Here is a 22,029-nt window from a genome sequence, read left to right on the forward strand (position 1 = left end):
CTTGCCAAGCCAGTCGATGCCGCTGTCTTTCACGGGGGTGGTGGCGTTCAGGCCGCGGGTGACGGCGCGGGTGCTGAGGGCTTGGCGTTTCTAGGCCAGACGGTCTAGCAGCGCCCGTTCTTTTCAATCAGCGCATCAATCCGCGCCGTCTTGTCAGCCAGATACGCCGCAATCCGCCGCTGGGTGTCGAGGTCGGGAAGTGGAACTTCCAGCTTCACGACTTCGCTGGCGTTCGTCGCCGGGTAGCTCACCCCGACAGACCGCGCGACGATCTCCCCGACGAGGGGTTCCGATCTCATGACCCAGCCGAGGAACGCAGCGTCAATCTCTTCACAAGGGCGGATCACACAGAACCCGGTTGACGCAATCAGGTTGTCCGGGGCCTGCGGCACAGTCGCGATGGCCTTGAGGTAGGTCTGAACAGTCGAAACAAGCGTATCGCCGCTTCGAACCACGCGCCGCGCTCGCGAAGGAGCGGCATGAAACTGAAGCTCAGAAGTGCTTTCGACGCCCCCCCACGAGCGAGACGCCAGAAATCTCGATTTTTTCGATGTGCTTGAACTCGTCTGTATCGTCAGAAAGCGCTTCATCGTTGTATGTCGGTAAGCGTCCGTCCTGGCCGCCCTGCCGCGGGGTGAGAGGGGCGGATAGTGTCCACCATCGATAGTGGACACTATGGTGATGTCGTGGCGCGTCGGACGAAGCGGCTCTGGACGGACGAGGAGAAGCGGTCGATCTGCTTCCAGACGGCTGCGCCGGGTGTTTCCGTGGCCCAGGTTGCCCGGCGCTACGCGGTAAACGCGAACCTGATCTTCAAGTGGCTGCGCGATCCCCGTTATGCGCCGGACCCCGCCTCGGCTCCGCCCCTGCCAGAACAGGCGCGCTTTCTGCCGGTAGAGATTGTCGCGGAGCCCAGGTCTGCCCCGGCAGGACCTGCCGCCGACAGTTGCATCGAGATCGAGCTCGCGGGCGGGCATCGGATGCGCATCAGTGGCAACTACGATCCTGGGGCGCTCGCGCGGCTGATCCGGGGGCTCACGGTATGATCCCGGTTCCGGCGAACACGCGGGTCTGGTTGGCCGCCGGGGTGACGGACATGCGCAAGGGCTTTGCAGCCTTGGCGGCGCAGGCCGAGGCTGTGCTGAAGCAGAACCCATTCGGCGGGCATCTTTTTGTCTTCCGGGGCCGCCGGGGTGATCTGGTCAAGGTCATCTGGTGGGACGGCCAAGGGGCCTGCATGTTCATGAAGCGGCTGGAGAAGGGCCGGTTCGTCTGGCCCTCGGCCAAGGAGGGGAAGGTGGCACTGACGCCTGCGCAGTTGTCGATGCTGCTGGAGGGGATTGACTGGCGGGCCCCGGAACGGACGTGGCGGCCTCTGGCGGCGGGATAGTCCACAGGACCTGTAATCAATGATTCCCACAAGGAATCCCGTGGGATAAACTTCCCGCATGCTCGATCAGACCCTGGCCCTGCCGGAAGACCCAGAGGAGCTGCGCAGCTTCACCGCGCGGCTCTTGGCCGAGGTGAAGGCCCAGGCGATCCTGATCGAGAAGCTGCGGCACCAGTTGGCAGGGCACCGCGCCCACCGGTTCGGGGCATCGTCGGAGACGGCAGAACAGCTTCAACTGGCGCTGGAGAGCAGCGAGATCGCTGCTGCCGCGATGACCGCCCGGATGCGACTGCCGGACATCGAGGAGAAGGACAAACCCAAGCGCCGCCCGATCCCGGATCATATCCCACGGATGGAGGTCGAACTCGGCCCCGGTGCCGAGGCTTGCGCCGATTGCGGAGGCCGTCTGCGCCGGATCGGGGAGGATGTCACCGAGGAGTTGGAGTATGTTCCCAGCCGGTTTATCGTGAACCGGATCGTCCGGCCGCGCCTGACCTGCACCTGCTGCGAACGGTTCGTCCAGGCCCCGCTGCCCTCTCGCCCCATCGAGCGTGGCCGCCCGGGGCCGGGTCTGCTGGCCCATGTGCTGGTCAGCAAGTATGCAGATCACTTGCCGCTCTATCGCCAGAGCCAGATCTTCGATCGTGAGGGGCTCGATCTGGATCGCTCGACGCTGGCCGACTGGGTCGGCAAATCCACTGCCTTGCTTGAACCCCTCGCTGACGCCATCGGTCGCCATGTCCTGTCGGCCGAGGCGATCTTCGCCGACGACACGCCGGTCAGCATGCTCGCCCCGGGCACCGGCAAGACCCGCACCGCCCGGCTCTGGACTTATGCCCGTGACGAACGCCCTTGGGGCGGCTCCGCGCCGCCCGCTGCCTGGTATCGCTTCTCGGGCGACCGCAAAGGCCAGCACCCCAAGGATCACCTCGCCCGCTATCGCGGCTGGATGCACGCCGACGGCTATGCCGGGTTTGAAGACCTCTACCGCTCAGGCGCCATCCGCGAGGTCGCCTGCATGGCCCATGTCCGGCGCAAGTTCGTCGACATCCACCGATCCCAGGGCTCTCCGATAGCCCAAGAGGCCATAACTCGGATCGCCCGGCTCTATGCCGTGGAGAAGGAGGCCCGTGGCGCTCCGCCTGATCGCCGTGCCGAACTGCGACAGGCCCATGCCGCCCCCGTCTTCGACGAGCTGGAGGCGTGGCTGGCGATGCAACTCACCACGATCTCAGGCAAATCCCCGCTAGCCGCCGCCATCCGCTACGCCCTGACCCGCATGCAGCGTCTGCGCCCCTACCTCGACCACGGCATTCTCGAACTCGACAACAACGCCGCCGAACGCGGCATGCGCGCCGTTGCCCTCGGCCGCAAGAACTACCTCTTCGTCGGCTCGGAAGCAGGCGGAAAGGCCGCCGCCATCGCCTACACCCTCATCGGGACAGCCAAGCTCAACGCCGTCGATCCACTCGCCTGGCTCGCTGATACCCTGGCCCGCATCCCCGACTACAAGATCACAAAGGTCGACGATCTGCTCCCATGGCGATGGAACGGGTAGCGGTCAGGCCGGACGCTTACGTATGTCGCGACATACTTGATCCGCTTTCGACGCCATGTGTCGGGCAGATCGAAGCCTTGCACCGCTGAGGTGATCGCGGCCATTAAGCAAGCCCTTCCAGCAACTCTGCGATTTCGCCTTCCAGCGTTTCGATCTCGCCTTCGATCTCGTCCAGATCACGCGGTGGCTTGTAGACATAGAAATGCCGGGCCGCATCAATCGACCTGACCATGCTGCGCGACCGCGACGGTGCCCAGGCCCGCGACAAGCGGCTGTCATTCTCGCCGGACGAGGTGCGCCCCATCTTCTCGCCTCCGACCTGGCATGGCTGCAATTCTGAAGGGCGCCTACGGGTGCCGGGCAGTGTGATTACGCGCGACGCACTACTGGCTGCCGCTTATCGCCGCATATACCGGCGCCCGGCGCGAGAAGATCGCCGGGCTCTAGGTTAAGGACGGACGTGCGGCATGAGGAGGGCAGGGCGAGTTCGGAGGCCTCGGGTTCGCTGGCGCGGCTAAAGTAATATATGATGGCGTCGATCATCAGGGTTCCGGCTGTCTTAGGTGAGGGGACGGACAACCCAAGGCAGCATCTATGACACAGCGCCGGAGGACAAACCCTTTTCGAGGCGCTAATCCAGCCAATCTTTTTTCTCGGCAGACAACTTTTTTCGGGAGGCAACTTGAAGATGTCCGTTTTATTGCATAGCGCCCACAATCTGCTCGTTTGTCGGTTTTTAACCAGAACCATCTATTTTTTGGGATGCGCGGATGCGACGTCGAACCCACCACACACTCCCCTATCAGGGACAGATCATGAGTCTGCACGCATCTCCATCAGCGCCATCGCCCACCACCGACATCCGACCGAGCCTGTTCCGCTTCGCGCCGGGTGAGCTGTCGCAAGACGCGGTGCTCGGTTGGCTACTCGAATGGGCCGATCACGCATGCGCTGGGATGGACCCGGCACTGCACCGCGCCGGCCTACGCTTCCTCAACTCGCTCCTGGCAGAGCATGGGCTCGGACCTTTGGAGGCGCCCAGGGTCGAGGTGCGCGCCCAAGAAGGGCGGATCGACCTGACCTGTCGCGTCAACGACGACCTCCTCGTGCTGATCGAGGACAAGACAGATACATCCGAGCACAGCAACCAATTGGAGCGCTCTCTGTCGTTTGCGAAGGCAAAATGCCCAGAGCGCAAGGTTCTTCCTATCCTGCTCAAGACGGGCGACCAGTCGAGCTACGACGCTGCGCGCAAGCTGGGCTACAAGACCTATCTTCGCGCCAAACTTCTGGAAGTTCTCGAGGCGGGCCAACGCGACGGAGCCGCCAGCGACATCTACGCCGACTTCCTGCGGCACCTGCAGCGCCGGGAGGACGCGGTGCAGTCGTTCCGGCACAAGCCCGTCACTGAATGGACCGGCGACGCTTGGCGCGGCTTCTACATGCAACTCCAGAGGGAAGTGGAAGGCCTCCACTGGGGCTATGTCGCCAATGCCAGCGGCGGTTTCATGGGGGCCTGGTGGCATCGCCGCCCTTGGGGAAACCACACGCCCTACCTGCAGATCGAGCAAGGGCCGCTGTGTTTCAAGATCGAGGTGAACCGCCCCGTCGACCACCGAAAGATCTTGGACAGCTGGCTGGCAAGACTCAACACGGCCGGTGAACGGATGGGCATGCCCCGGCTTGTCAACCGCCGTCGTTTCCGGGCCGGCACCTCGATGACCGTCGCGACGTGGGACGATTGGCTGGTGAGAACCGCGGACGGGCGTCTCGACTACACGTCCAGCCTTCAAAACCTCCGGCGTGCGGAGGATCGTGTTAACGCCTCGCTTAGCCAGCCTTGACCGTGGCGCAAAGACGACCAGTGGGGAAATAGGCTGAAGATCTCGATGCGACGGACCGTGACTGGATCGCCGCCGACCCACCGCTCAATGATCCGGCGGGAGCTGATCAGTCCGGTCTAAAACTATCCAGCATTAGCAGCATCTCAAGCGCTCGCTCAGGTAGAGAGGACGTTAGGGTACTTGGGCCAGAAAGAAGCCCCGGCCCCGCTTCTCTCTAACTCGAACACCCATCCGGGCTCGCCCGTCACCGCAGCGCATCGTCGAGCCAGCGGCGCACCATGGCGTGCGCGTCGTCGGGGCTCGGGCCGCGGGCGTCCACCACGGCGCGCAGATACACCCCGTCGATCAGCGCCCCGAGCGTCTCGGCCAGGCGCGGGGCGTCGGCGCCCGCGCGGGGGCGCAGGGCGTGGGTCAGGTTGGTCCGCAGCCGGCGGTGATAGATCGCCAGCAGCCGCGCGGCCTCGGGCTCGGTCACGGCGAGAGGGTAGAAGTTCAGCCAGGCGGCGATGGTGTCGTGGTCGAAGTGATCGGCCGACAGGCTCGCCGCGACGATCGCCTCGGCCCGCGCGTCCAGCGGGGCCTCGGCGAGTGCGGCGCGGACCTTGGCGCCGTAGGTCGCGAGGATGTGACGCATCGCTGCGGTCAGCATCTGGGTCTTCGAGCCGAAGTAGTGGTGGGCGAGCGCGGGCGACATCCCCGCTTCGCGGGCAATGGCGGCGACCGTCACGTCACCGGTGCCGGATCGGCCGACTGCCGCAATGGCCGCATCGACGAGCGCCGCCTTCCGGCTGGCCTCGGCCCCGATTTTGGGCATAACTGGCCCCTCGGCAGAATCACTCCGCGCCGAGGGGATACCGCGTCCTTGATTGACTCGTCAATCAATAAAAACGCGGCCCGCCCGGCCAAGACGAAAAGGACCAACAGGCGATGACCCTCCGTTCCACCTTCCTCGTGCTGGCCGCCGCGGCGCTGCCGCTTGCCGCGCAGCCCCTCGCCGCCCAGACTCCGGCTGCCCCGGCGCCGGCCGCCGCCGCCGAGCCGGCCTCCTGCAAGGCCGTGCGCTTCTCGGACGTGGGCTGGACCGACATCACCGCGACGACCGCGCTGGCCACGACGGTGCTGGGCGCGCTCGGCTATCAGCCCGAGGTCAAGGTGCTGTCCGTGCCCGTCACCTTCTCGGCCCTCTCCACCGACGATCTCGACGTGTTCCTCGGCTACTGGCACCCGTCGATGGAGGCGGATCTGAAGCCCTACACCGACAGCAAGACCGTCGACACGGTTCGCACCAACCTGACCGGGGCGAAGTATACGCTCACCACCAACAAGGCCGGCGCCGATCTGGGGATCACCGACTTCGCCGCGATCGCCGCCTACAAGGACCAGCTCGCCGGCAAGATCTACGGCATCGAGCCGGGCAACGACGGCAACCGCCTGCTGCTCGACATGGTGGCGCAGGACAAGTTCGGCCTCGGCACCTTCGAGATCGTGGAAAGCTCGGAACAGGGGATGCTGGCGCAGGTCGCCCGCGCCGATGCATCCGGTGAGCCGGTGGTGTTCCTCGGGTGGGAGCCGCATCCGATGAACACCCAGTTCGCGCTGACCTACCTCGCCGGCGGCGACGACATCTTCGGGCCGAACCTCGGCGGCGCCGAGGTGCGGACCACGACCCGCGCGGGCTACGTCACCGAATGCCCGAACGTGGGCCGGTTCCTCCAGAACCTCGAGTTCACGCTCGAGATGGAGAACGAGATCATGGGCGCGATCCTGAACGACGCCGCCGAGCCCGCCAAAGCCGCCGAGACCTGGCTGCGCGCCCATCCCGACACCGCCAAGGCGTGGGTCGCGGGGGTCACCACCGCCGATGGCGGCGACGCGGTTGCGGCGCTGTCGGACAAGCTCGGGGACTGATCGATGCTCGAGCCGCTGACCGCCCTTCTGACGGACCACAAGCTGCCGGTCGGGCGGTCGGCGAAGCTCGGGTTCGACTGGCTCAAGGCCCATGCGAGCCCCCTCTTCGACGCGGTGGCGCTGGCGCTCGACCGGCTGATCGCCGGCATCCAGACGATCCTCGAGCTGCCGCATCCGCTGGTCTTCACTGCCATCGCGGTGGCCATCGCCTGGGGGCTGCGGCGCAGCTGGCGGACCTGCCTGTGGGTCGCGGTGGGGTTCCTCTTCATCCTCAACCAAGGCTACTGGGACGCCACCATGCAGTCGCTGACGCTGGTGCTGTCGGCCTGCGTGGTGTGCATGGCGGTCGGCGTGCCGGCGGGGATCGCGCTGGCGCACCGGCCGCGACTCTACCGCTATGTCCAGCCGCTCTTGGACCTGATGCAGACGCTGCCAACCTTCGTCTATCTGATCCCGGCGATCGTGTTCTTCGGCATCGGCATGGTGCCGGGGCTGATCGCCACGGTCATCTTCGTCCTGCCCGCCCCGATCCGGCTGACCTGGCTCGGCGTCTCGACCACCCCGCCCGCGCTGGTCGAGGCGGCACGCGCCTTCGGCGCCACCCCCCGCCAGCTTCTGTGGAAGGTCGAGCTGCCGAGCGCCCTGCCGCAGATCATGGCCGGGTTGAACCAGACGATCATGCTGTCGTTGTCCATGGTGGTCATCGCGGCGCTGGTCGGCGCCTCGGGGCTGGGGGTGCCGGTGGTGCGGGCCCTGAACAGCGTCAACACGGCGCTGGGTTTCGAATCCGGGTTCGTGATCGTCGTGGTGGCGATCATCCTCGACCGGATGTTCGCCATGCGGAGGAAACGCCCGTGATGCAGAGACAGACGCTCGACGCCGCGGCGGCCATCCCGTCCACCCCCCTGCCCGCCCGCGCCCAAGGGCTGCGGCCGGGTGCGCGGCCCACAGGCCCCGCCCCGCGTCCTGCGGCCGCGCCGGTGGCGGTGGCCTTCGACAAGTTGTCGATCATGTTCGGCGACCGCCCGGCCAGCGCCCTGCCGCTGGCCGACGCCGGGCGCGACCGGAACGAGATCCGGGATGCGACCGGCCAGGTGCTGGGCGTCCACGACTGCTCGCTTGAGGTGGCCGAGGGCGAGATCCTCGTCCTCATGGGCCTCTCGGGGTCGGGCAAGTCGACGCTGCTGCGGGCGGTCAACGGGCTCACCCCCGTCGTGCGCGGCGACTGCCGGGTGCGGATGGGGAGCGAGCTCGTCAGCGTGACCCACGCCGACCGCGAGACGCTGCGTGAGCTGCGGCTGCGCCATGTGGCGATGGTGTTCCAGCAGTTCGGCCTGCTGCCGTGGCGCACGGTGCGCGAGAACGTCGGGCTGGGGCTCGAGCTGGCCGGGCAGTCGCGCCGCCAGCGCCGGGCGCGGGTGGACGAAGAGCTTGAGACGGTGGGGCTTGCCGACTGGGCCGAGCGGCGGGTGGGGGATCTCTCGGGCGGGATGCAGCAGCGCGTGGGCCTCGCCCGCGCGTTCGCCACCAGCGCCCCGATCCTGCTGATGGACGAGCCCTTCTCGGCCCTCGATCCGCTGATCCGCACGCGGTTGCAGGACGACCTTCTTGAGCTGCAGGCGCGGACCCGGCGGACGATCCTGTTCGTGAGCCACGACCTCGACGAGGCGTTCAAGCTCGGCAACCGGATCACGCTGATGGAGGGGGGCCGGATCGTCCAGACCGGCACCGCGCGGCAGATCATCAATGCCCCGGCGAGCGACTATGTGGCCGATTTCGTGGCCCACATGGATCCGCTGGTGGTGCTGACCGCCGCCGATCTGGTCGAGCCGGGCGAGGCGCCGGGGGTGCCGCTGCCCCAGACCATGCCGGTGCGCGAGGTGATGGCGGCGCTGGCGAAGCTGCCCGCGGGGGCCGAGGGGCTGCCGGTCACGGGCGGCGGGCGGGTGACCTGCACCGGCGTGCTGGCGCGGCTGTCGGCGCCGCGCGGCTGAGCGGGGCTAGCCGCCGAGGATCAGCGTCGCGGCGATGGCCCACATGACCAGCGCCACGGCGGCGTCGAGCACCCGCCACGCCGCGGGCCGGGCGAACACCGGCGCAAGCAGCCGCGCCCCGTAGCCGAGCGAGAAGAAGAACAGCACCGACCCGGTCATCGCCCCCGCCGCGAACGCCATGCGGTCGGGCGACTGGGCGCTGACCGCGCCGAGCAGCACGACCGTGTCGAGCCAGACGTGCGGGTTGAGCCAGGTCAGCGCCGCGATGGTGGCGAGCGTTGCCGCCAGCGAGGGCGGCACGGAGCCCTCGGGCGCCAGCGCCTCGCCGCCCCGCCACGCGGCCCGCGCCGAGCGCAGCCCGTACCAGATGAGGAACGCGGCCCCGCCCCAACGCATCGCCGACAGGAACCACGGCGCCCGCGCCGCCAGCGCGCCCGCCCCGGCCACCCCGGCCGCGATCAGCGCCGCGTCCGAGAGCGCGCAGAACAGGCAGACCGCGAACACGTGCCGGCGCAGCAGGCCCTGCTTGAGGACAAAGGCGTTCTGCGCCCCGATCGCCACGATCAGGGACAGCCCCGTGCCCAGCCCTGCGGCAAACGACCCCGCCGCGGCCTCTTGAAATGCCATTGAAACTGTCCCTTCCGCCGCCTTAGCTGGCCCGGAGGAAGGATGTCCCATGAAGCCCAAGATCCTGTCCACCCTGCCCGGCTATCGCGGCGCGGATTTCCTGGCCGATGCGGTGGCGGGCGTCACCGTGGCGATGGTGGCGATCCCGCTGAGCCTCGCCATCGCCATCGCCTCGGGGGTGCCGCCGGGGGTGGGGCTGGTCACGGCCATCGTCGGCGGGTTCCTGATCTCGGCCCTCGGCGGCAGCCGGGTGCAGATCGGCGGGCCGACCGGGGCCTTCATCGTCGTGGTGGCAGGCGTCGTCGCGGCGCACGGGCAGGACGGGCTGATCCTCGCCACGCTGATGGCCGGCGTGGTGCTGGTCGCAGCCGGGGCGCTGCGGGCCGGGCGGCTGATCGCGCTGGTGCCCGAGCCGGTGATCGACGGCTTCACCATCGGCATCGGCATCATCATCGCGGCAAGCCAGCTGCCCGACGCGCTGGGGCTGCACCTCGCCCATGTCCCGGCCGAGTTCCTGCCCAAGCTCGGCGCGATCTGGGCCGCGCGCGGGCAGATCGACCCGGCGGCGCTGGGGGTCACGGTCGGGACCATGGCGCTGATCGTGCTGCTGCGGCGCGCCTTTCCGCGGTTTCCGGGGCTGATCGTGGCGGTCGGGGCGACCTCGGCGCTGGCGCTCGCGCTGGGGCTCGGGGTGGACAGCATCGGCTCGCGCTTCGGCGCCCTGCCCGACCACCTGCCGAGGCCGGCGCTGCCCGAGATGAGCTATGCGCGGGTGGTCGAGCTGCTGCCCTCGGCGCTGATCATCGCGTTCCTCGCCGGGATCGAGTCGCTTCTCTCGGCGCTGGTCGCGGACCGGATGATCGGCGGCCGCCACCGCCCGAACGCCGAGCTGATGGCGCAGGGCTGGGCCAACATCGGCTCGGCGCTGATGGGCGGCCTGCCCGCGACCGGGGCGATCGCGCGCACGGCCACCAACGTCAAGGCCGGAGGCCGCACCCCGGTCGCGGGGCTGGTGCACGCGCTGGTGATCCTCGTCGTGATGATGGTCGCCGCACCGCTGGCCGGGGCGCTCGCCATGCCGGCGCTGGCGGGGCTCTTGCTGCTCACCGCCTGGAACATGACCGAGCCGGCCAAATGGCGGCACCGGCTGGCGCTGCGGCGCGGCGACCAGGGGCTGTTGCTGCTGACGCTGGGGCTGACGGTGCTGGCCGACCTGACCATCGCCATCGGCGTCGGCGTCGGGGCGGGCCTCGCGCTGCGGCTGGCGCGGCGCGACGTGCCCTCGGACTGGACGCCGCCCGCGCATTGAGCGGTGGCGGCGCGCCCGCCCGGACGGGCAGGCGCGGCCGCGAAGGTCAGTCGAGCTGCGCCGCGACCGCCTCGGTCAGGTCGAAGTTGGCGGTGACGGTCTGCACGTCGTCGTCATCCTCGAGCGTGTCGATCAGCTTCATCAGCTTCTGCGCGTGGTCCAGATCGCCGACCTCGGTCGGGGCCTGCGGCTTCCAGATCAGCTTGGCGGTCTCGGATTCGCCAAGGCTCGCCTCGAGCGCCGCCGCGACCTCGTTCAGGTCGGTGTCGGCGCAGTAGATCCAGTGGCCCTCGTCGTCGGATTCGACGTCCTCGGCCCCGGCCTCGAGCGCCGCCATCATCACCGTGTCGGCGTCGCCGGCGCTCGCGGGATACATGATCTCGCCCACCCGGTCGAACATGAAGCTGACCGAGCCGGTCTGGCCCAGATCGCCGCCGTTCTTGGTGAAATACGACCGCACGTTCGAGGCGGTGCGGTTGCGGTTGTCGGTCATCGCCTCGACGATGATGGCGATGCCGTTCGGGCCGTAGCCCTCGTAGCGGATTTCCTCGTAGTTCTCGGCGTCACCGCCCTGCGATTTCTTGATCGCACGGTCGATCACGTCCTTGGGCATCGAGTTCGACTTGGCCTCTTTCACCGCCAGCCGCAGGCGCGGGTTCTTGTCGGGGTCCGGGTCGCCCATCTTCGCCGCGACGGTGATTTCCTTCGAGAGCCGCGAGAAGAGCTTGGCGCGCAGCTTGTCCTGCTTGCCCTTGCGGTGCTGGATGTTGGCCCATTTGGAATGGCCTGCCATGGGGTGCGTCCTTTGTGCGGCGGCGCCGCCCTGCGGGGCGCCGGAAGGGGGATGCGGCGGGGCTGCGACGGCCCGGCCACAGCCTTGGGCGGGCGCCGCCGGGCCAGCCCCCCGGGTGCAGCGGGTTCTAGTCGCCGCCGCCCTGCCCCGCAAGCGGGGCCACGGCCCCGGCCCGGCTGCCGGCGCGCTGCGCGGCGTCGAGCACGAACAGTCGGATGGCGGTGGCGAGCCCCACCTCGGGCGGGCGCCCCGCATCGATCAGCGCGATCAGCCCGGCCCTTGTGGTGCCCTGCGCCGCCGCCACCGCGCCGAGCCCGCGCCAGAACGCATCCTCGAGGCTGACGCTGGTGCGATGCCCCTCGATGGCGACCGAGCGCTTGAGCGGCGCGGTCATCGGCGGCAGGGCGAGCGGGTCAGCGGTCATCCGCATCCCCCTCGGGCGCGATCCGGTGCTGGTCGAGCGTGCGGCTGGCGCGGTCCAGCCGGGCGGCCTCGGCCTCGCGCTCGGCCTTGGACCGGCCGAAGCGCGCGGCGTTGGCGTCGGCCTGGCGCCGGGCGTCGGCCCGCGCCTGCGCCTTGCGATAGCGGTTGAGGTTGGTGATCTCGGCCATGCGTCCCCGCGATGTGCGCCCGACCGGCGCGCGCGCAGCATAGCCAGTTTCGCGGCGCCGGTCACGCGCCGGACGAAAGCGGGTTGCGGGAGGGCGGCCGTTTCCGTAATGTTATATTATTACATCAACTGGAGACCGATCCATGCCCCACCCCTCCCCTCGCCTGCACGCGCGCCTCGGCGCCCTGGCGCTCGTCGCGGCGCTCAGCGGCGTCGCGCTGTCCCCGCTCGCGGCGGTTGCCGAAAGCAAGCCGGCGCACAGCCACGATCACGCCCATGACCACGCCAAGGACCCGGCTGCGGCCAAGATCTATGCCGGCCACTTCGACGACGACCAGATCAAGGCGCGGACGCTCGCGGACTGGGCGGGTGAATGGCAGTCGGTGCATCCGCTGCTGGCGGACGGGACGCTCGACCCGGTGATGGCCGACAAGGCGGCGCATGGCGACAAGACGAAAGAGGGGTACAAGGCCTACTACGACACCGGCTACAGGACCGACGTGGACCGGCTGACCATCGATGGCGACCGCGTGACCTTTCACCGCAAGGGCGGCGACGTGACGGGCGTCTATGCCGACGACGGGCACGAGACGCTGACCTATGCCAAGGGCAACCGCGGGGTGCGCTACAGCTTCCGCAAGACCGGGGGCGACGCGGCGGCGCCGGGGTTCATCCAGTTCAGCGACCACCGGATCGCGCCCGAGGCGGCGGACCACTTCCACCTCTACTGGGGCGACGACCGCGCCACGGTGCTGGCCGAGCTGACCAACTGGCCCACCTACTACCCCGCCGCGATGACCCCGGCCGAGATCGTCGAGGCGATGCTCGCCCACTGACGCCACGCAGGGCGCCCCTTCCGCCGGGCGCCCTGCCCCCCCGCGCCGCCGCGTCGCGGCTTGGCCCGCGGCCCTGCGCGCCTAGATTGAGGCGGTGACCACGGGGACGCAGGACGGGACGCATGAAGGAACCCTCGCAGGACCGCCGACGGCCGGGCCGGGCCCGCCGGCTCGTCGCCCTGCTCGGGGCGGCGCTGGTGCTGCTGGTGGTGCTGGCCAGCACGAACACGCTGCGCAACAAGGCCGGGATCGCCATCACCGACGACACGCCGGCCGAACGCCGGGCGCTGCTCGAACCCTTCTGGCGGATGGTCGGCACCGATGCCGCTCCCTCACCCCCGGTCGAAGGCGCCGCGGCCCTGCTGATGTCCGGCTGCGACGGGCCGCACGACAACATGGGTTACTGGGGCGCGGTGCTGGCCGGCGCCGGGCGCCCGGCGCTGGTGGTGGACAGTCACGGCCCGCGCGGGCTGGGCGAGTTCGACCTGTGGCGGCTGGTCTGCGCCGGGCAAATCCTGCCGGGGGCGGAGCGGGCCGGCGACGTCGCCGTGGCTCTGGCCGCGACGCGGGCCGCGAGCGTGACGCTGCTCGGCGCCTCGCACGGCGGCTGGACGGTGATGGAGCTCATGGCGCAGCTCGCGACCGGCGACGCCCCGCCCGGCCTGACGGCGTGGCCGGCCCCGCCCGCCGACCTCGCGCGGCGGATCGACCGGGTGGTGCTGCTCTATCCCTATTGCGGGGCGCTGAATGGCGCCGAGGCCGGCGACTGGTCGGCGGCACCGCCGATCCTGATGGTGCTGGGCAGCGAGGACCGGGTGATCAGCACCCCCGACTGCCAGGCGATGGCCGAGGCGCTGCGCCGCCGCGGCGCCGACATCCGGGTGATCGAGCTGCCGGGCATCGACCACGGCTTCGATCAGGCGGAACGCTCGGCCCTGTCCCCGCTCAGGCTGGTGCCCGAGGCGCGCGAGGCGACGCGCCGCGCGGTGTTCGGGTTCCTCGATGCGGGCAACCCGCGCTGAGGCAGCCCGTCAGGCCCCCGCGACCTCGACCTGCTCGCCCAGCGTGTCCTTGAGCCACAGCTCCTGCACCGCGACCAGCACCGTGAGCGCCAGCGGCACGGCCAACAGCACGCCGATGACCCCGAACAGCGTCCCGAACACCGCGAGCGAGAAGATCACCACCACCGCGGGCACCTGCACCGTCCACTGCTGGACGCGCGGGACGAGGACGAGGCTCTCGATCTCCTGGATGGCGATGGCGGCGGCGAGGGTCCAGAGGATCGTCTCGAGCCCGACCGGCACCGCGGTCAGCACCGCGATGGCCCCGGCGAGGAACGGGCCGAGCATGGGGACGAAGTTCAGCACCCCCGCGATGACCGCGAGCGCCGTGGCCGAGGGCAGGCCGATCAGCGAGTAGGCGGCAAAGGACATCGCCCCGACCGCGACCATCACGATCAGCTGGCCGACGAACCAGCCGCTCAGCGCCTGGGCGATCGAGTCCATCGCCTTGCCGACACCGGCCCGCTGGGCCGCCGGGAACAGCAGCAGCGTCCCGCGCCGGTAGAGCGCCGGGTCGAGCGCGAAGAACACCCCCGCGCCGATCACCAGCAAGAGCTCGATGACCGACGAAAAGGCGTTGATGCCGTAGCGCGCCACGTTGCCCATCATGCCGGGGTCGATCAGGTCGGGCGCGAGCTGGTCCACCATCTTTCCCGGGTCGAGCTCGATGGGCATCCCCAGCGTCCCCGCCACCGCGTCGATGGTATCGGGCAGCGCGCCCAGCACGGCGGCGATCTGCTGGTAGAGCTGGCCCCAGACGAGCCAGATGAAGAGGCCCATCAGCCCTATGGTGCCCAGCGCGGCGATCACCACCGCCCATGTGTAGCGCAGCCCCGTCCACCCGGCGAGGCGCCGCCCGGCGGCCGAGATCAGCACGCCCACCAGCACCGCGGCAAAGATCAGCACCGCGACATAGGACAGCCGCCACAGCAGCAGCGCCGCGGCGCCGAGCGCGATCACGATGAGGGTGCGGCGGGCGAAATCCCAATCGGTGAAGCGGTCGGTGAAGCGGTCGGTCATGGCGCAGCGCCCCTCATGTGCAAAGGGCCGCTGCCCCGTCGCGCGGCAGAATGGGGGAACCCGCGGGGCCGGGCAAGCGGCCGCGGCCCAAGACACCGCGGCGTCACGGGGCAGGCGCGCGAGGATCGGTGGTGCCCAGCCGGTGAGCAAATGCCGCGAACACGCCCCGGACCGGGTCTTTAACGGACCCACGGCCGCCCCCTCGGTTTGACCCCCGAGTCCCGCACTGTTATTGACGCCCGGACCGGGATCGGAAGGCACGAGGGAAGGGGAACGCCGACGCATGACCATGTGGGGCACCTTTCTCAAGCCGATGCATCCCGAGGGCTATCGGTTCGTCGGCATCTTCGCCGCCGTCACGCTGGTGCTGTTCCTCGTCTGGGCGCCGCTCGGCTGGCTTGGGGTCGGCCTGACGATCTGGTGCTACTACTTCTTCCGCGATCCGCCGCGCGCCGTGCCCCAGGGCGAGGGGCTGGTCGTCAGCCCGGCCGATGGCGTCGTCTCGCTGATCGAGCCGGCGGTGCCCCCGGCGGAGCTGGGGATGGCGCCGGTGGCGCTGACCCGCGTCAGCGTCTTCATGTCCGTCTTCAACTGCCATGTGAACCGCGCCCCCGTCGCGGGGCGGGTGGCGGCGGTCGCCTATCGGCCGGGGAAGTTCTTCAACGCCTCGCTCGACAAGGCCAGCGACCAGAACGAGCGCAATGCGCTCTGCCTCGAACTGGCGGACGGGCGGCAACTCGCCGTGGTCCAGATCGCGGGGCTGGTGGCGCGGCGGATCCTGTGCTGGTCGCGCGAGGGCGACAGCCTGAGGACCGGCGAGCGCTTCGGGCTGATCCGCTTCGGCTCGCGGCTCGATGTCTACCTGCCGCCCGGCGTCGCGCCCCTGGTCGCGGTGGGACAGACGATGGTGGCGGGTGAGACCGTGATCGCCGAGTTGGGCCGGCCAGGGGCAGCGCGTGCTGCCGCGATCGACTGACCATGCTCAGGCACAGGGAACGACCGACGCGATTGTCCCTGACGCAGCTTCTGCCCAATGCGCTGACGCTCGCGGGGCTGTGTGCCGGGATGACGGCGATCCGCTTTGCCGTGCTGGGGCAATTCGACCGCGCGGTGCTGCTGATCCTGCTCGCCGCGGTTCTGGACGGGGTGGACGGGCGCCTCGCCCGGACGCTGCGCAGCGAAAGCGCCATGGGGGCCGAGCTCGATTCGCTGTGCGATTTCGTGAACTTCGGGGTGACGCCGGCGCTGGTCTTGCATCTGTGGGCGCAGGGCGGGGCCGGAGGCTTCGCATGGATCGCCGCGCTGCTCTATGCCTCGGCCTGCGCGTTGCGGCTGGCCCGGTTCAACATCAGCAGCCGCGAGGCTGCGGCCGCACCGAAGCCCAAGAAGAGCTTCACCGGGGTGCCCTCGCCGGCGGGGGCGATGCTGGTGCTGCTGCCGATCTTCGTGGCCCTGCTGATCCCCGGGGCGGGGCTGCACGCGGCCGTGTGCGGGTTGTGGATGATCGCGGTCGCCGCGCTGATGGTCAGCCGGCTGCCGACCCCCGCGATCCCCTCGGTGCGGGTGCGGCCGGATCAGGCGCGGCTGATCCTGCTCGGCGGGCTCGCTCTGGGCGCGGCGCTGCTGACCTATACCTGGCTGACGCTGGTCCTGCTGGACACTGCCTATCTGCTGCTCTTGGCGTGGACGTGGAACCGTCATCGCCAATCGTCCCCTGCAAAGGAGCGCTGAATGGATCTTCACGCCGTCGAGAAGTCCTATGCCCGCTGGGCGCCGATCTACGACCGAACCTTCGGCGCCCTCACCGGCGTCGGCCGCCGCCGGGCCACGGCGCTGCTGAGCAAGCTCGGCGGGTCGGTCCTCGAGGTCGGGGTGGGCACCGGGCTGGCACTGCCGCTCTACGGCCCAAACGTCAGCGTGACCGGCGTCGATTACAGCGCCGAGATGCTCGAGAAGGCCCGCGCCAAGGTCGAGGCCGAAGGGCTGGACCGCGTCACCGCGCTGCGCCGCATGGACGCCCGCGCGCTGGAGTTTCCCGACGCGAGTTTCGACCACGTCGCGGCCATGCACGTGATCTCGGTCGTGCCCGAGCCGGAGAAGGTGATGTCCGAGATCGCCCGGGTGCTGCGCCCCGGCGGCAGCGTGGTCATCGTCAACCATTTCGCCCGCGACACGGGCCTGCTGGCCCGAGCCGAGCGGTTGGCCGCGCCGCTCGCCAACCTGCTCGGCTGGCACTCGGACTTCGACCGCGCCCGGGTGCTGGGCGAGCCGAGCCTGAGGCTGGTCGAGGAATGCACCCTGCCGCCGGCGGGGATGATGACCCTGCTGCGGCTGCTGAAGGCGGCCTGAGCGCGGGTCGCCGGTGTGATCCGCAGGCGACCGAGGACGGGAGCGGGCAGATGCCGCCGCGGGTGAAGGCCCGTGGTCCGTCCGTCGGAACGAACAGCCGATCAACGCCCCGATGCGGCGCGCCCGACAGTCATCACAGTGATCTCGAGAGGGTCTTTCGACACCCGGCGTGGGATGTCTGGAGCGGGTGAAGGGAATCGAACCCTCGTCGTAAGCTTGGGAAGCTTCTGCTCTACCATTGAGCTACACCCGCGTGCGGCCTGCGATAGCGCGGGGCGGCGGCCGGGTCAAGCGGCGACGCGCGGCCACGCGCGGCGTCAGAGCAGACCCATCGCCGCCAGCTCGCGCGCCAGCCGGGGCGGCAGCGCCGTTTCCTCGGCGCGGCTCGCCGGCAGGTCGGGGGGCGCGTCGGCGGCCTCGAGGTAGCGCCAGCCCTGGAAGGCGCGGCGGGGCACCGCGGCCACACGGACCAGCGCCGGGTCGAGGATCAGCGCGCAGCGGGCGATGCCGTCGGCGCCGGTGCGCGGCTCGATCCCGATCAGCCGCTGCCGGGCCAGCATCGTCCCCTTGAACACCCAGTAGAGCGAGCCGCCGGCCAGCAGCTCGTCGGCGCGCTTGGGCTGCATCCGGGTCACGTGCTCGGCGGCGCCCCCGCCGAAGCGGTCGCGCTGCCAGCGCTCGAGCACCTCGGGGTTCGCGGCGCCGACGCACAGCTTCATCATGTGGAGGGGGGCGGTCATGCCTGCCATATAGGCCCCGCCCGCGGCGGTGAACAGGGTCGGGCCGGTCAGTTCACCCGCTCGGTCGGGTCCTTCAGCCGCGACATCATGTGCGGCGCGGCAAAGCCGTGGAAGACGATCGACACGAGGATGATGAGCGTCATCACCGCCCAGAGCAGGCGCCCCGTCTCGATCGAGAACGGCGCGTGCCCGAGGCCGTAGGCCATGTAGTAGATCGACCCCACCCCGCGGATGCCGAGCAGGCTGACCGCGGCGCGCGAGGCGGGCGAGAGCCCCGCCCCGGTCAGCGCCACCCAGCCCGCGACCGGGCGCACGACCAGCAGGAACAGCGCCGCGACGACTCCGCCGGCCCAGCCGAGGGGCGCGAGCAGCCCCTGCCCCACGGCCATGCCGAGCACGAACATCACCACGATCAGCCCCATGATCTCGGTCTGCTCGACGAAATGATGCAGGTCGCTGTGGATCTCGTGCCGCGCCTCGACCCGGCGGAACGCCAGCGCGGCGACGAAGACCGACAGGAAGCCGTAGCCCTCGACCGACTCGGCCAGCCCGTAGGACACGAGCATCAGCCCGAGCGCGAGAAAGGCATCCGCGACGCTGCCCGCGGGCGCGACTCGGAACGCCAGCCAGCCGGTCACCCGCCCGATGACGACCCCCACCGCCAGCCCGGCGGCCAGTCGCCACAGCACGTCGTGCAGGACCCAGTCGCGCAGCACCTCGGCGGTGAAGCGGCCATTGTCACCGGTCACCTGCCCCTCGACCGCCATCGCCGCTGCGGCCGCCAGCGCCAGATGCACGAAGGGGAACGCGAGCCCGTCGTTCAGCCCCGCCTCGGAGGTCAGCGCAAAGCGCGCCTCGTCGCCGTCGCCCTCGCCCGGCGGGCCGACCTGGACCGAGGCCGCCAGCACCGGATCGGTCGGCGCCAGCGCTGCCCCCAGCAGCAGCGCCGCGGCGAGCGGCAGGCCCATGAGCCCCCAGCCCAGCAGGGTCATCGCGCCGATGCAGAGGATCATGGTGATCCCGAGCAGCCGCCACGTCGTCCCCCAGCTCGTCAGCCCCAGCGGCCGGTCGATCTTGAGACCGCAGCCGGTCAGCGACAGCAGCACGACGAGTTCGGTGACGTGGGTGATGATCGAACCGCCGTCGAGCACGTCGATGGTCGGCAGGTCGAGGAAGAAGCCGGTGGCGATCCCGCCGAGCACGCAGGCGATGGGCAGCGTCACCACCCGCGGCAGCCGGTAGTGGGCGACGATCGGCGGCACCAGTGCGGCCGTGAGGATACCGGCCCCGAACAGGGTCAGGAACAGCGGATAGATCAGGTCGATCATGCGCCGTGCCTTGCGTCGGGTACCGCCGATCAGTGCGGGGGGCGCGGGGGGCTGTCAACAGCCTCGCGCAGCCGTGCGCGGGCCGGGGTCGGTGTCGTCGGGTCAGGGCGCGCGCGGCCGTCGCGCCGCCCCCGGCGCGCGCCGCTTCCGGCTGCCGGAAACCCGCGGGGGGCGGCTTGCCTCAGGCGACGCCCCCGCGCATGGTCTGCGCCGCGGCCCCGGCAGACCGCCGACCGACCCCGTCCCTGACCCGAGGCCCCCGCCCATCATGTCCACGTTCCTGTTGCTGCTCGTCGCCGGCTTCTTCGGCGGGATGCTGAACGCCGTTGCGGGCGGGGGGACGTTCATCACCTTTCCGGCGCTCGTCTTCACCGGCGTGCCCGTCGTCGCCGCCAACGCGACCACGACGGTCGCGGCGCTGCCCGGCTACCTCGCCGCGGCCCTCGGCTTTCGCCGCGACATCGCCCGCATCGACCGGGCGCTCGTCACGCGGCTGACGCTCTGGACCATGCTCGGGGGGGCGGTGGGGTCCGGGCTGCTGCTGGTCTCGTCCAACACGGCCTTCGCCGCCATCGTGCCGTTCCTGCTGCTTGCCGCCACGCTGGTGTTCCTCGGCGGCCCCCGCATCCGCGAGATCGCCAGCCAGTATCGCGGCGGGGTGACCGCCTTCGGCGCCGGGACCATGCTGCCGGTGGCGATCTACGGGGGCTACTTCAACGGCGGGCTGGGGATCGTGCTGCTGGCGCTGTTCTCTCTTTGGGGCATGACCGACCTGCACGCGATGAACGGGCTGAAAAGCTGGCTGTCCTTCGCGCTCGCCATCATCAGCTTCGCCATCTTCGCCGCCGGCGGGCAGATCGTCTGGTGGGAATGCCTCGCCATGTCGGTGGGCACCATCCTCGGCGGGTTCCTGGGCGCCCCCGTCGCCCGCCGCATTCCCGTCCGGGTGCTGCGCGGGTTGATCGCGGTCGTCGGGTTCGGCATGACGGCGGTATTCTTCTGGCGCCTCATCAACGGAGCATGACCATGGCGGACATCAAGCGCATCGAGACCGGCAACCGCATGAGCATGGCGGTCGTCCACAACGGCACGGTCTATCTGGCCGGGCAGGTCGGCAAGCCGGGCGAGAGCGTGACCGACCAGACCCGCGAGGTGCTGGCGCAGGTGGACCGCCTGCTGGCCGAGGCGGGGACCGACAAGACCCGCATCCTGTCGGCGCAGATCTGGCTGGCCGACATGGCCGACTTTGCCGAGATGAACGCCGTCTGGGACGCGTGGGTGCCGCAGGGCCACACCCCGGCCCGCGCCACCGGCGAGGCGAAGCTCGCCACCCCCGACTACAAGGTCGAGGTGATCGTCGTCGCCGCGCTGTAAGCGAGGCAACTAGCGCGGCCCGTATGCGGGCCACCCGGGGGCCATTCAACGGCCCTGTAGGCGGACCCGTCGGCGCCCCGACGGACCATCCCGTAAAACTCAGGCGGCGCGCGGTTCCAGCGCGCCGATCACGGATCGAGCCGCCCGCAGGCCGGGCGGCTCTCCACCCCGGCCCAGCCGCTCCATCGTCAGCTCCATCGCGGCCAGCTGTTCGCCGCGCATCGCCTCGTCGTCGAGCAGCCCGACGAGCGCCGCGGCCATCGGCCCCGGCTGGCAGCGCCGGCCGAGGAACTCGGGGACCGCGCGCGTCTCGCTCACCAGATTCACCAGCGTCACCGTGTCGGTCCTGAGCAGCCAGCCGACCAGCATCCGGCTGAGCGGTGCCATGTCGTAGCCGATCACCATCGGCACCGCGTTGGCCGCGAGCTCGAGGCTGACCGTGCCCGACGCCGCGAGCGCCAGGTCGGCGGCGGCAAAGGCCGCGCGCTTCGCGGCCGCATCCTCGACCACCACCGGGGCCGAGGGCCAGCGCTTGGCCATCGTGCCGACCATGTCGGCCACCCCCGGCACGGTCGGCAGGACCACCCGGATCTCGGGCACCCGGTCGCGCAGCCGCATCAGCGCCTCGTCGAAGCGCCCCCCGAGCCGCGCCACCTCGCCCCGGCGCGAGCCGGGCAGGCACAGCACCAGCGGCGCCTCCGGGGCGATGTCGTGGGCGGCGCGGAAGGCCGCGGCCTCCGCGGGAGTCGCGCGGGGCTGGGACACCACCGGGTGGCCGACAAAATCGCAGCTCATCCCCGCCTCGTGCATCAGCGGCGGCTCGAACGGCAGGATGGCGAGCACATGGTCGATGACCTCGGCCATGCGCTCGGCGCGGCCCGGACGCCAGGCCCAGACCGAGGGGGCCACGTAGTGCACGGTGCGGATGCCGGGCGCCGCGTCGCGCACCCGCCGTGCCACGCGCAGGCAGAAATCCGGGCTGTCGATGGTGATGAGCACGTCGGGCCGGAACGCCAGCGCCGCCTCGGCCGTCTCGGCGATGCGGCGCTTGAGGGCGCGGTATTTCGGCAGAACCTCGACGAGGCCCATGACGCTCAGTTCGGACATCGGGAACAGGCTCGTGAGCCCCTCGGCCGCCATCAGCGGCCCGCCGACACCGGCGATGGAGAGGTCCGGGTCGAGCTGGCGCAGCCCGTTGAGCAGCGCCGCGCCGAGCGCATCGCCAGAGGGCTCGCCCGCGATCAGGAACGCGCGCATCGCGGACCCCCGACGTTGGAGGCGTACTCGG

26 protein-coding genes and 1 tRNA gene are annotated in these 22,029 nt (G+C 70.2%); 15 read left to right on the top strand and 12 right to left on the bottom strand.

Annotation, left to right across the window (positions count from 1 at the left end):
- Positions 1-104 precede the first annotated feature (104 nt).
- Entirely contained in the window at positions 105-590 is a 486-nt protein-coding gene (locus HGN31_RS02430) for a restriction endonuclease subunit S (protein WP_168782218.1), read from the bottom strand.
- 60 nt (positions 591-650) lie between these two features.
- Here HGN31_RS02430 and tnpA point away from each other — a divergent pair, with 60 nt between their 5' ends.
- Genes tnpA through tnpC form a run of 3 tightly spaced genes read left to right on the top strand, consistent with a single transcriptional unit; the run spans position 651 to position 2,948 of the window.
- The gene (tnpA, locus tag HGN31_RS02435; protein ID WP_036712921.1) at positions 651-1,046 is read left to right on the top strand and encodes an IS66-like element accessory protein TnpA; all 396 of its coding nucleotides are present in this window, start codon (positions 651-653) and stop codon (positions 1,044-1,046) included.
- Complete coding sequence (tnpB, locus tag HGN31_RS02440; RefSeq protein ID WP_168782219.1) at positions 1,043-1,390, top strand: IS66 family insertion sequence element accessory protein TnpB; 348 nt, start codon at positions 1,043-1,045, stop codon at positions 1,388-1,390. Before tnpA ends, tnpB begins: the two co-directional genes overlap by 4 nt.
- 58 nt (positions 1,391-1,448) lie before the next feature.
- Positions 1,449-2,948 carry an IS66 family transposase gene (gene tnpC, locus HGN31_RS02445; RefSeq protein WP_168781947.1) on the top strand — a complete coding sequence of 500 codons (1,500 nt, stop codon included), beginning with the start codon at positions 1,449-1,451 and terminating at the stop codon, positions 2,946-2,948.
- A gap of 103 nt (positions 2,949-3,051) precedes the next feature.
- Here tnpC and HGN31_RS16260 read toward each other — a convergent pair whose 3' ends face one another.
- Positions 3,052-3,252: an ABC transporter C-terminal domain-containing protein gene (locus HGN31_RS16260; RefSeq protein WP_211096324.1), complete on the bottom strand. Its 201-nt coding sequence runs from the start codon at positions 3,250-3,252 to the stop codon at positions 3,052-3,054.
- A 511-nt stretch (positions 3,253-3,763) separates the two neighbouring features.
- On the opposite strand from HGN31_RS16260, the gene HGN31_RS02455 reads away from it, so the two are divergent.
- The gene (locus tag HGN31_RS02455; protein ID WP_168782220.1) at positions 3,764-4,792 is read left to right on the top strand and encodes a PD-(D/E)XK nuclease family protein; all 1,029 of its coding nucleotides are present in this window, start codon (positions 3,764-3,766) and stop codon (positions 4,790-4,792) included.
- A gap of 244 nt (positions 4,793-5,036) precedes the next feature.
- On the opposite strand, the gene betI is transcribed toward HGN31_RS02455, so the two are convergent.
- Entirely contained in the window at positions 5,037-5,606 is a 570-nt protein-coding gene (gene betI, locus HGN31_RS02460) for a transcriptional regulator BetI (protein WP_168782221.1), read from the bottom strand.
- Between the two features lie 113 nt (positions 5,607-5,719).
- Between betI and choX the strand changes: the two genes are divergently transcribed.
- The 3 genes from choX to HGN31_RS02475 all read left to right on the top strand — a co-directional run bounded on the left by choX (position 5,720) and on the right by HGN31_RS02475 (position 8,694).
- A complete protein-coding gene (gene choX, locus HGN31_RS02465; protein ID WP_168782222.1) occupies positions 5,720-6,700 on the top strand; it encodes a choline ABC transporter substrate-binding protein in 981 nt (326 codons plus the stop codon).
- 3 nt (positions 6,701-6,703) lie between these two features.
- Positions 6,704-7,558 carry a choline ABC transporter permease subunit gene (choW, locus tag HGN31_RS02470; RefSeq protein ID WP_036703254.1) on the top strand — a complete coding sequence of 285 codons (855 nt, stop codon included), beginning with the start codon at positions 6,704-6,706 and terminating at the stop codon, positions 7,556-7,558.
- Between the two features lie 152 nt (positions 7,559-7,710).
- Positions 7,711-8,694: a quaternary amine ABC transporter ATP-binding protein gene (locus HGN31_RS02475; protein WP_244961189.1), complete on the top strand. Its 984-nt coding sequence runs from the start codon at positions 7,711-7,713 to the stop codon at positions 8,692-8,694.
- Positions 8,695-8,700: 6 nt separating this feature from the next.
- On the opposite strand, the gene HGN31_RS02480 is transcribed toward HGN31_RS02475, so the two are convergent.
- The gene (locus HGN31_RS02480) at positions 8,701-9,321 is read right to left on the bottom strand and encodes a LysE/ArgO family amino acid transporter (protein WP_168782224.1); all 621 of its coding nucleotides are present in this window, start codon (positions 9,319-9,321) and stop codon (positions 8,701-8,703) included.
- Positions 9,322-9,370: 49 nt separating this feature from the next.
- Here HGN31_RS02480 and HGN31_RS02485 point away from each other — a divergent pair, with 49 nt between their 5' ends.
- Positions 9,371-10,630 (top strand): SulP family inorganic anion transporter, encoded by a 1,260-nt coding sequence (locus HGN31_RS02485; protein WP_168782225.1) that lies wholly within the window; start codon positions 9,371-9,373, stop codon positions 10,628-10,630.
- Positions 10,631-10,676: 46 nt separating this feature from the next.
- Here the strand turns inward: HGN31_RS02485 and HGN31_RS02490 are convergent, their stop codons facing one another.
- The 3 genes from HGN31_RS02490 to HGN31_RS02500 form a co-directional block, all read right to left on the bottom strand.
- On the bottom strand, positions 10,677-11,423 hold the full coding sequence (locus HGN31_RS02490) for a YebC/PmpR family DNA-binding transcriptional regulator (protein WP_168782226.1): 747 nt from the start codon (positions 11,421-11,423) through the stop codon (positions 10,677-10,679).
- 127 nt (positions 11,424-11,550) lie between these two features.
- On the bottom strand, positions 11,551-11,847 hold the full coding sequence (locus HGN31_RS02495; protein ID WP_074826372.1) for a ribbon-helix-helix domain-containing protein: 297 nt from the start codon (positions 11,845-11,847) through the stop codon (positions 11,551-11,553).
- Positions 11,837-12,034, bottom strand: coding sequence for a DUF4169 family protein (locus HGN31_RS02500; RefSeq protein WP_168782227.1), 198 nt, complete (start codon positions 12,032-12,034; stop codon positions 11,837-11,839). The genes HGN31_RS02495 and HGN31_RS02500 overlap by 11 nt, the downstream gene beginning before the upstream one ends.
- Positions 12,035-12,176: 142 nt before the next feature.
- Here HGN31_RS02500 and HGN31_RS02505 point away from each other — a divergent pair, with 142 nt between their 5' ends.
- Both HGN31_RS02505 and HGN31_RS02510 read left to right on the top strand, forming a co-directional pair.
- A complete protein-coding gene (locus tag HGN31_RS02505) occupies positions 12,177-12,869 on the top strand; it encodes a ZinT family metal-binding protein (protein WP_168782228.1) in 693 nt (230 codons plus the stop codon).
- A 122-nt stretch (positions 12,870-12,991) separates the two neighbouring features.
- Positions 12,992-13,891 carry an alpha/beta hydrolase gene (locus tag HGN31_RS02510; protein WP_168782229.1) on the top strand — a complete coding sequence of 300 codons (900 nt, stop codon included), beginning with the start codon at positions 12,992-12,994 and terminating at the stop codon, positions 13,889-13,891.
- 9 nt (positions 13,892-13,900) lie between these two features.
- On the opposite strand, the gene HGN31_RS02515 is transcribed toward HGN31_RS02510, so the two are convergent.
- Complete coding sequence (locus tag HGN31_RS02515; RefSeq protein ID WP_168782230.1) at positions 13,901-14,950, bottom strand: AI-2E family transporter; 1,050 nt, start codon at positions 14,948-14,950, stop codon at positions 13,901-13,903.
- 283 nt (positions 14,951-15,233) lie between these two features.
- Here HGN31_RS02515 and HGN31_RS02520 point away from each other — a divergent pair, with 283 nt between their 5' ends.
- Genes HGN31_RS02520 through HGN31_RS02530 form a run of 3 tightly spaced genes read left to right on the top strand, consistent with a single transcriptional unit; the run spans position 15,234 to position 17,299 of the window.
- Complete coding sequence (locus tag HGN31_RS02520; protein WP_168782231.1) at positions 15,234-15,926, top strand: phosphatidylserine decarboxylase; 693 nt, start codon at positions 15,234-15,236, stop codon at positions 15,924-15,926.
- 32 nt (positions 15,927-15,958) lie between these two features.
- On the top strand, positions 15,959-16,681 hold the full coding sequence (locus tag HGN31_RS02525; protein ID WP_244961109.1) for a CDP-alcohol phosphatidyltransferase family protein: 723 nt from the start codon (positions 15,959-15,961) through the stop codon (positions 16,679-16,681).
- Positions 16,682-17,299, top strand: coding sequence for a class I SAM-dependent methyltransferase (locus HGN31_RS02530; RefSeq protein WP_168782233.1), 618 nt, complete (start codon positions 16,682-16,684; stop codon positions 17,297-17,299).
- Positions 17,300-17,478: 179 nt separating this feature from the next.
- Here the strand turns inward: HGN31_RS02530 and HGN31_RS02535 are convergent.
- The 3 genes from HGN31_RS02535 to HGN31_RS02545 form a co-directional block, all read right to left on the bottom strand.
- Positions 17,479-17,552 (bottom strand) — tRNA-Gly (locus HGN31_RS02535).
- Positions 17,553-17,616: 64 nt separating this feature from the next.
- Positions 17,617-18,039, bottom strand: coding sequence for a DUF1489 family protein (locus HGN31_RS02540; RefSeq protein ID WP_168782234.1), 423 nt, complete (start codon positions 18,037-18,039; stop codon positions 17,617-17,619).
- 47 nt (positions 18,040-18,086) lie between these two features.
- Positions 18,087-19,367: a cation:proton antiporter gene (locus tag HGN31_RS02545; RefSeq protein ID WP_168782235.1), complete on the bottom strand. Its 1,281-nt coding sequence runs from the start codon at positions 19,365-19,367 to the stop codon at positions 18,087-18,089.
- A gap of 268 nt (positions 19,368-19,635) precedes the next feature.
- On the opposite strand from HGN31_RS02545, the gene HGN31_RS02550 reads away from it, so the two are divergent.
- Positions 19,636-20,391: a sulfite exporter TauE/SafE family protein gene (locus tag HGN31_RS02550; protein ID WP_036703271.1), complete on the top strand. Its 756-nt coding sequence runs from the start codon at positions 19,636-19,638 to the stop codon at positions 20,389-20,391.
- A gap of 2 nt (positions 20,392-20,393) precedes the next feature.
- A complete protein-coding gene (locus tag HGN31_RS02555; protein ID WP_036734071.1) occupies positions 20,394-20,741 on the top strand; it encodes a RidA family protein in 348 nt (115 codons plus the stop codon).
- Positions 20,742-20,840: 99 nt separating this feature from the next.
- Here HGN31_RS02555 and lpxB read toward each other — a convergent pair whose 3' ends face one another.
- Entirely contained in the window at positions 20,841-21,998 is a 1,158-nt protein-coding gene (lpxB, locus tag HGN31_RS02560) for a lipid-A-disaccharide synthase (RefSeq protein ID WP_168782236.1), read from the bottom strand.
- Positions 21,999-22,029: the final 31 nt, after the last annotated feature.

It is taken from the genome of Paracoccus sanguinis (assembly GCF_012689545.1).
Lineage (GTDB): Bacteria > Pseudomonadota > Alphaproteobacteria > Rhodobacterales > Rhodobacteraceae > Paracoccus > Paracoccus panacisoli.

What these genes read in the sequence shown, in the direction of transcription:
- HGN31_RS02430 (WP_168782218.1), bottom strand. Translation starts at nt 590, where the DNA reads ATGAAGCGCTTTCTGACGATACAGACGAGTTCAAGCACATCGAAAAAA.
- tnpB (WP_168782219.1), top strand. Translation starts at nt 1,043, where the DNA reads ATGATCCCGGTTCCGGCGAACACGCGGGTCTGGTTGGCCGCCGGGGTG.
- tnpC (WP_168781947.1), top strand. Translation starts at nt 1,449, where the DNA reads ATGCTCGATCAGACCCTGGCCCTGCCGGAAGACCCAGAGGAGCTGCGC.
- HGN31_RS16260 (WP_211096324.1), bottom strand. Translation starts at nt 3,252, where the DNA reads ATGGGGCGCACCTCGTCCGGCGAGAATGACAGCCGCTTGTCGCGGGCC.
- HGN31_RS02455 (WP_168782220.1), top strand. Translation starts at nt 3,764, where the DNA reads ATGAGTCTGCACGCATCTCCATCAGCGCCATCGCCCACCACCGACATC.
- betI (WP_168782221.1), bottom strand. Translation starts at nt 5,606, where the DNA reads ATGCCCAAAATCGGGGCCGAGGCCAGCCGGAAGGCGGCGCTCGTCGAT.
- choX (WP_168782222.1), top strand. Translation starts at nt 5,720, where the DNA reads ATGACCCTCCGTTCCACCTTCCTCGTGCTGGCCGCCGCGGCGCTGCCG.
- choW (WP_036703254.1), top strand. Translation starts at nt 6,704, where the DNA reads ATGCTCGAGCCGCTGACCGCCCTTCTGACGGACCACAAGCTGCCGGTC.
- HGN31_RS02475 (WP_244961189.1), top strand. Translation starts at nt 7,711, where the DNA reads ATGTTCGGCGACCGCCCGGCCAGCGCCCTGCCGCTGGCCGACGCCGGG.
- HGN31_RS02480 (WP_168782224.1), bottom strand. Translation starts at nt 9,321, where the DNA reads ATGGCATTTCAAGAGGCCGCGGCGGGGTCGTTTGCCGCAGGGCTGGGC.
- HGN31_RS02485 (WP_168782225.1), top strand. Translation starts at nt 9,371, where the DNA reads ATGAAGCCCAAGATCCTGTCCACCCTGCCCGGCTATCGCGGCGCGGAT.
- HGN31_RS02490 (WP_168782226.1), bottom strand. Translation starts at nt 11,423, where the DNA reads ATGGCAGGCCATTCCAAATGGGCCAACATCCAGCACCGCAAGGGCAAG.
- HGN31_RS02495 (WP_074826372.1), bottom strand. Translation starts at nt 11,847, where the DNA reads ATGACCGCTGACCCGCTCGCCCTGCCGCCGATGACCGCGCCGCTCAAG.
- HGN31_RS02500 (WP_168782227.1), bottom strand. Translation starts at nt 12,034, where the DNA reads ATGGCCGAGATCACCAACCTCAACCGCTATCGCAAGGCGCAGGCGCGG.
- HGN31_RS02505 (WP_168782228.1), top strand. Translation starts at nt 12,177, where the DNA reads ATGCCCCACCCCTCCCCTCGCCTGCACGCGCGCCTCGGCGCCCTGGCG.
- HGN31_RS02510 (WP_168782229.1), top strand. Translation starts at nt 12,992, where the DNA reads ATGAAGGAACCCTCGCAGGACCGCCGACGGCCGGGCCGGGCCCGCCGG.
- HGN31_RS02515 (WP_168782230.1), bottom strand. Translation starts at nt 14,950, where the DNA reads ATGACCGACCGCTTCACCGACCGCTTCACCGATTGGGATTTCGCCCGC.
- HGN31_RS02520 (WP_168782231.1), top strand. Translation starts at nt 15,234, where the DNA reads ATGACCATGTGGGGCACCTTTCTCAAGCCGATGCATCCCGAGGGCTAT.
- HGN31_RS02530 (WP_168782233.1), top strand. Translation starts at nt 16,682, where the DNA reads ATGGATCTTCACGCCGTCGAGAAGTCCTATGCCCGCTGGGCGCCGATC.
- HGN31_RS02540 (WP_168782234.1), bottom strand. Translation starts at nt 18,039, where the DNA reads ATGACCGCCCCCCTCCACATGATGAAGCTGTGCGTCGGCGCCGCGAAC.
- HGN31_RS02545 (WP_168782235.1), bottom strand. Translation starts at nt 19,367, where the DNA reads ATGATCGACCTGATCTATCCGCTGTTCCTGACCCTGTTCGGGGCCGGT.
- HGN31_RS02550 (WP_036703271.1), top strand. Translation starts at nt 19,636, where the DNA reads ATGTCCACGTTCCTGTTGCTGCTCGTCGCCGGCTTCTTCGGCGGGATG.
- HGN31_RS02555 (WP_036734071.1), top strand. Translation starts at nt 20,394, where the DNA reads ATGGCGGACATCAAGCGCATCGAGACCGGCAACCGCATGAGCATGGCG.
- lpxB (WP_168782236.1), bottom strand. Translation starts at nt 21,998, where the DNA reads ATGCGCGCGTTCCTGATCGCGGGCGAGCCCTCTGGCGATGCGCTCGGC.